General features: G+C 70.1%; 5 protein-coding genes and 1 pseudogene. 3 read left to right on the forward strand and 3 right to left on the reverse strand.

Annotated elements, in window-relative coordinates; all coding sequences use genetic code 11:
- Positions 1–61: 61 nt before the first annotated feature.
- On the reverse strand, positions 62–490 hold the full coding sequence (locus tag ABZ749_RS27980) for a DUF3151 domain-containing protein (protein WP_357233055.1): 429 nt from the start codon (positions 488–490) through the stop codon (positions 62–64).
- Positions 491–739: 249 nt separating this feature from the next.
- On the opposite strand from ABZ749_RS27980, the pseudogene ABZ749_RS27985 reads away from it, so the two are divergent.
- A pseudogene (locus tag ABZ749_RS27985) lies at positions 740–1,932 on the forward strand (hypothetical protein).
- Positions 1,933–1,983: 51 nt separating this feature from the next.
- On the opposite strand, the gene fbaA reads toward ABZ749_RS27985, so the two are convergent.
- Positions 1,984–3,009 (reverse strand): class II fructose-bisphosphate aldolase, encoded by a 1,026-nt coding sequence (gene fbaA, locus ABZ749_RS27990; RefSeq protein WP_355004685.1) that lies wholly within the window; start codon positions 3,007–3,009, stop codon positions 1,984–1,986.
- Positions 3,010–3,144: 135 nt separating this feature from the next.
- Positions 3,145–3,528 carry a phage holin family protein gene (locus ABZ749_RS27995; RefSeq protein ID WP_030491363.1) on the reverse strand — a complete coding sequence of 128 codons (384 nt, stop codon included), beginning with the start codon at positions 3,526–3,528 and terminating at the stop codon, positions 3,145–3,147.
- A 124-nt stretch (positions 3,529–3,652) separates the two neighbouring features.
- Here ABZ749_RS27995 and ABZ749_RS28000 point away from each other — a divergent pair, with 124 nt between their 5' ends.
- Both ABZ749_RS28000 and ABZ749_RS28005 read left to right on the forward strand, forming a co-directional pair.
- Entirely contained in the window at positions 3,653–3,865 is a 213-nt protein-coding gene (locus tag ABZ749_RS28000) for a hypothetical protein (RefSeq protein ID WP_355004684.1), read from the forward strand.
- A 145-nt stretch (positions 3,866–4,010) separates the two neighbouring features.
- Complete coding sequence (locus ABZ749_RS28005; protein ID WP_357233058.1) at positions 4,011–5,588, forward strand: LPXTG cell wall anchor domain-containing protein; 1,578 nt, start codon at positions 4,011–4,013, stop codon at positions 5,586–5,588.
- Positions 5,589–5,630 lie beyond the last annotated feature (42 nt).

Genomic DNA, 5,630 nt, shown 5'->3' on the forward strand with positions numbered 1-5,630 from the left:
GCCCGGGTCCCAGTCCCTGACGTCGGAAGCAGTCACCAGCTGAGCCTCACTCCTTTGTCGTTCACCGAACCGCCAGCGCGTCCGCCGCTTCCGGGTCGCAGTCGCGCAGGAACTGGGCACAGCGGGCCGCCTCGTCGGCCTCGCCGATCTCGTCGGCGGCACGGGACAGCACGTAGAGGCAGCGGAGGAAGCCCTGGTTGGGCTCGTGTGACCACGGCACCGGGCCGTGCCCCTTCCAACCACTGCGACGCAACTGGTCGAGGCCCCGGTGGTAGCCGGTGCGGGCGTACGCGTACGCCGTCACCACCTGGCCCTGTGCGAACGCCCGCGCCGCGAGCTCCGCCCAGGCCGCGCTGTAGGTCGGGAAACCGGCCGCCACGTTGGCGTACGCCTCATCGGTGCCGGCCTCGTCGGCGGCGGCCAGGGCGGCGTCGGCCTCGTCGTTCACGGGCAGGCGGGTGGCCGGTGGCTCTGGCAAAAGGTTCTGCATCGCCCCATTCAACCCGCTGGACAGGGCGACACGCGAGCGGGTCGGCCGACGTGTCCCGCTGAACGGCTGAGGAGTTGGTCACGCCTGCGGCCTATGCCGCTGCCTGGTGTTTTCCACTACAAATAATGGTCCGGAGCCTCCCCAGGAACCGGTAACGCAGGAGCCCGGTGGCCACGACCATCGGGCTCCTGTCGGTTCCACCCCTGGCCCGAGGTTTGACCGGCCCCGACGGAGGGGCAGGATGGCCCGGTGCCGACCCCACCTCCCGCGGACGTCATCGAGCCGCACCTGCATGCCGGTGAGATCCAGACCCGGGCCGAGTTCGACCAGCAGTTGGCCACCGGCCGGCTGGCCGGGCTGACCGTGCAGGGCCTGCGGCTCGACCTCGCGCCGGTGCCCGACCTGACCGGCGTCGACGTCGCCGGCACCCTTTTCGTCGGTTGCCTGTTCGCGTCCCGGGACGTGGGTGCCGACCTGGTCCGGCGGGGCGCGAACGTGGTGCCGCCGTTCTCCGGGTTGCCGTACCCGACCCAGCCGACGCACCTCTACACCCCGGACGACCTGGCCGCCGGGTTCGCCGAGGGCGGGTTCACCGGGATGTACGACACCCGGGTGTACGACCACTACCGGGCGCACGGCGGCGCGTTGCCGGACGTCAAGGAGGCGCTGGGTCAACGGCTGCACGATCACGGCGTGGACAACGCGCTGGCCGACGCCACCCGGGTCTGGCTGACCGCGTTCGGGCCGCAGTCGGTGGTGGGCATCATGGGCGGGCACGCGGTGCGGCGCGGCAGTCCCGCGTACCGGATGGCGGCCGTGCTGGGTTGGGAGCTGGCGCGGGCCGACCGGCTGGTGGTGACCGGCGGCGGCCCGGGTGTCATGGAGGCCGCGAACCTCGGCGCCTACCTGGCGGACCGGCCGGAGACCGATGTGACGGCCGCGATCGACCTGCTGGCCACCGCCCCCGACTTCACCGACCACCACCGGTACACAGCCACGGCGCTGACGGTCCGGCAGCGGTACGCGGGGGTGCCCCGGCAACGTGGCGACGAGCTGGGTTGGGCGCGTGCGGGTGGTCTGGCCATTCCGACCTGGCTGTACGGGCACGAGCCGGCGAACCTGTTCGCCGGGCGGATCGCGAAGTACTTCTCGAACGCGATCCGGGAGGACACCATCCTGCGCCTCGCCCGGGGCGGCATCGTCTTCGCGCCGGGGCGGGCGGGCACGGTGCAGGAGGTGTTCCAGGCGGCCACCAAGACCTACTACGGCACCGACGGCGCCAGCGGGGCGACATCTTCCTGGACCGCGCCTACTGGACCGGGGAGTTGCCGGTGGAGGCGTTGTTGCGTCCGCTGCTGGCCGCGTCCCCGTTCGGTGACCTGTCGTCGACGATCCACCTCACCGACGACGTTCGCGAGGCCGTACGCCTGCTGACGACCTGACGACAACGGCCGACTCCCAGTGCGGGGAGCCGGCCGTCGGGTGGAACGTCGTTACTTGGTCATCGTGGTGCCGGTCGAACGCAGGTGCTCGCAGGCCTCGACGACCCGGGCGGCCAGACCGGCCTCGGCGGCCTTGCCCCAGGCGCGCGGGTCGTACTGCTTCTTGTTGCCGACCTCGCCGTCGATCTTCAGCACGCCGTCGTAGTTGCGGAGCATGTGGTCCACGACGGGGCGGGTGAAGGCGTACTGGGTGTCGGTGTCGATGTTCATCTTCACCACGCCGTAGTCCAGAGCCTCGCGGATCTCGCTCAGCAGGGAGCCCGAGCCGCCGTGGAAGACCAGGCTGAGCGGCTTGTCCTTGCCGTACTTGGCGCCGACGGCGTCCTGGATCTGCTTGAGGATCTCCGGACGCAGCTTGACGTTGCCCGGCTTGTAGACGCCGTGCACGTTGCCGAAGGTCAGCGCCGCCATGTAGCGGCCCTTCTCGCCGAGGCCGAGCGCCTCGACCATGGCCAGGCCGTCATCGGTGGTGGTGTAGAGCTTGTCGTTGATGGCGTTCTCGACGCCGTCCTCCTCGCCACCGACGACACCGACCTCGATCTCAAGGACGATCTTGGCCTTGGCGGCCTCGTCGAGCAGCTGCGCGGCGATCTCGAGGTTCTCCGCGACCGGCACTGCCGAGCCGTCCCACATGTGCGACTGGTACAGCGGCTCCTCGCCGCGCTTCACCCGCTCCTGCGAGATGCCCATCAGCGGACGCACGAACCCGTCCAGCTTGTCCTTCGGGCAGTGGTCGGTGTGCAGGGCGATGTTCACCGAGTACTTCTTGGCGACCTCGTGCGCGTACGCGGCGAACGCCACCGCGCCGGTGACCATGTCCTTGATCGAGGGACCGGAGAGGTATTCGGCGCCACCGGTGGAGACCTGGATGATGCCGTCGCTCTCCGCGTCGGCGAAGCCCTTGAGCGCCGCGTTCAGCGTCTGGGAGGAGGTCACGTTGATCGCGGGGTACGCGAACCGGCCAGCCTTGGCGCGGTCCAGCATCTCCGCGTAAGCCTCGGGGGAAGCGATGGGCATGTGATGTGCTCCTTACTTACCACTCTCGGCCGTGCTGGCCGCTGTTCTTCATTTGTGCGCCGGACCGCGCTGTCCTCCGCCCGGAAGTATCCCGTAGGTGAGGTGCGCCGGAACAACCGACCCGGTGCTGGTCGTTCACCGGCGGTCCAGGTTGTCCGGCACGATGACGCTGATCAACCAGGTCACCACCGTCATCACGATGGCTCCCCAGAACGCCGGCCAGAATCCGTCCACCTGGAACGGCAGGTCGAGCCCGCGGGCGATCCGGTCGGTGAGCAGGAACAGCAACGCGTTGACCACCAGCGCGAACAGGCCCAGGGTCAGCAGGTAGAACACACAACCGACGACCCGGATCACCGGCTTGAGCACCGCGTTGATAACGCCGAAGATCAGAGCCACCACGATCAGGGTGAGGACTGTGTTGCCACCCGAGCGACCATGCACGTCGACGCCGGGCACTATCAGCGTGGTGATCCACAACGCGACCGCGGTGATCGCCAGTCTGATGAGGAAGCCCACGGCACCATCCTGGCACCGGGGCGCGTCGCCGAGGGCTGATTCCGCCTACTCGGCTTCCGGGCGGCGCGCCGGCCCAGCCCGTACGGTGGGTGGGAACCGTGCCCCGAGACCCCCGGGAGGGACGATGGGTCAGCCCGACGAGGACTTCACCCCCGGCGACCACCTCACGCCCGACGAACGCGACCCCGAGGCGGACCCGGCGGACGCGGTCGAGCAGGCCACTGTCGCCGGCCCCACCGACGTTGACGGTGAGCCGCACCGTGGCCTGGAGGTCGACGACTGGGACGCGATGGAGCAGGCCCGGGTGGTCACCGGGGACGAGGACGACTACCGCTGATGCCGCCGCGGGTCGGCTGCCCGTTGCGACAGGGGTGTTCAGCCGTTCGGGTCATTAGACAAATATCGATCCGGAAGGGGTTACCGGAGGGTCCGGGCGTCCCTAGGTTGGACGAGCGCCACCTGTACCCCCACGGGAGGACCCCATGCTCAAGCACTCGCTCCGCTGGCTGACCGGGCTCGGCGCGGCTGGCGCGCTGGTCGCCGCCTCCGCAACCCCCGCCGTCGCCGCGGTTGCCGTCGAGCCCTACTTCCAGGACGCCACCCTGGCCGTCGGTGCGACGCCGACAACCCGCGCCCTGTCGCTGTACGCCGACGAGCCGACGGTCCTCACCGACGTCTCCGTGCGGTACGACTACCGCTCGCTCGCCAACAAGATCACCATTGCCCCGGCCAACGGCCAGAAGTGCACCGCCCCGGAGTCGGGCGTTCTCGTCTGCGAGGAGCCCGACGAGATCGTCCTGTACGAGATGGCGCCGGTCGGCAGCGGGATCTACGGCAACGGGGCAAAGCAGATACTCATCGCCGCCACCGACGAGGCGCAGGTCGGCGACTCCGGCGACGTCGCGGTCAGCTTCCAGGCGGCCAGCGGCCGGCGCGGCAGCTACACCTCGCACGTCCGGGTCGGCGAGGGGGTCGACCTGGCCGGCGGACCGTACACCAGCCTCTCCGCCAAGCCGGGTGGGAAGTTCACTGTGCCGCTGGTCGTGGCCAACGCCGGCGACAGGACCGTCACCGGATTCGTCGCGGTCTTCGACCTCCCCTACTCGATCCGCACCAAGGACCGGTTCAGCAACTGCCGCTACGCCGACGACCACCTGGTCTCCTGCCACTTCGACGAGGACATCCCGGTGGGCACCGGGCTGGCCACCACGCTGAACCTCGAACTCGCCAAGGACACCGCCGCGCCGACCAACCAGTCGGGCTACGCCCAGTTCATGACCACTGCCGACTTCGAGGACCTGACCCGGGTGCGGGCGGCCGTCGGCGCACGAGCGGCCACCCCCGGCAGCGGCCCGAAACTGACTCTGGCCGAGGCACCCAGCAGGGTGCGGCAGGCCGACCAGACCGACGTCGGCCCGGGTAACGAGTACACCGGGTGGACCATCAAGGCCACCGGCACGAACGGCACCGACCTCGCGGCGATCGGCGCCACGCTCAAGGGCGCGGCTGGGGCCGTCGTCACGGCGACCGTCGGCTTCCGGAACAACGGCCCGGCGACGCTAGACAGGACGAACGGAGACTTCGAGGCCGCCACCCACACCGACGTCGAGCTACCGCCGGGCACCACCGCCGTCGGGGTCCCGGACAACTGCTGGTTGCGGCAGGACACCACCCGCACGTACCTGTGCGCCTCGGAGATGCTCCTGGTGGCCGGGCAGACGTACACCGTGAAGTTCCGGCTGCGTATCGACAAGGTCATCCCCAACGCCCGGGGCGCGGTGCGGGTCAACGCGCCGTGCGAGTGCCCCTCCGGCGGCGGCTTCAAGGACGACATCAAACCGGCCAACGACAGGGCCACCATCGTGGTCAACGCGGCCCAGGGCGGCGGTGGCCAAGGTGATGATGACGGTGATAGCGACGGCGGTGGCGGTGGCGGCGGTTCGCTGCCCATCACCGGCGCCCCCACCACTGTGATCGCCGGCATCGGCGCCCTGCTGCTCGTCACCGGTGCGGGCTGCTACCTGCTCGCCCGACGCCACGGCAGCCGCTTCACCGCCTGACCCACCCCGACCCGACCGACGCCCCGCCAGCCCGTACCGGGC

Origin of the sequence: Micromonospora sp. NPDC047753 (genome assembly GCF_040642735.1) — a bacterium.
Lineage (GTDB): Bacteria > Actinomycetota > Actinomycetes > Mycobacteriales > Micromonosporaceae > Micromonospora.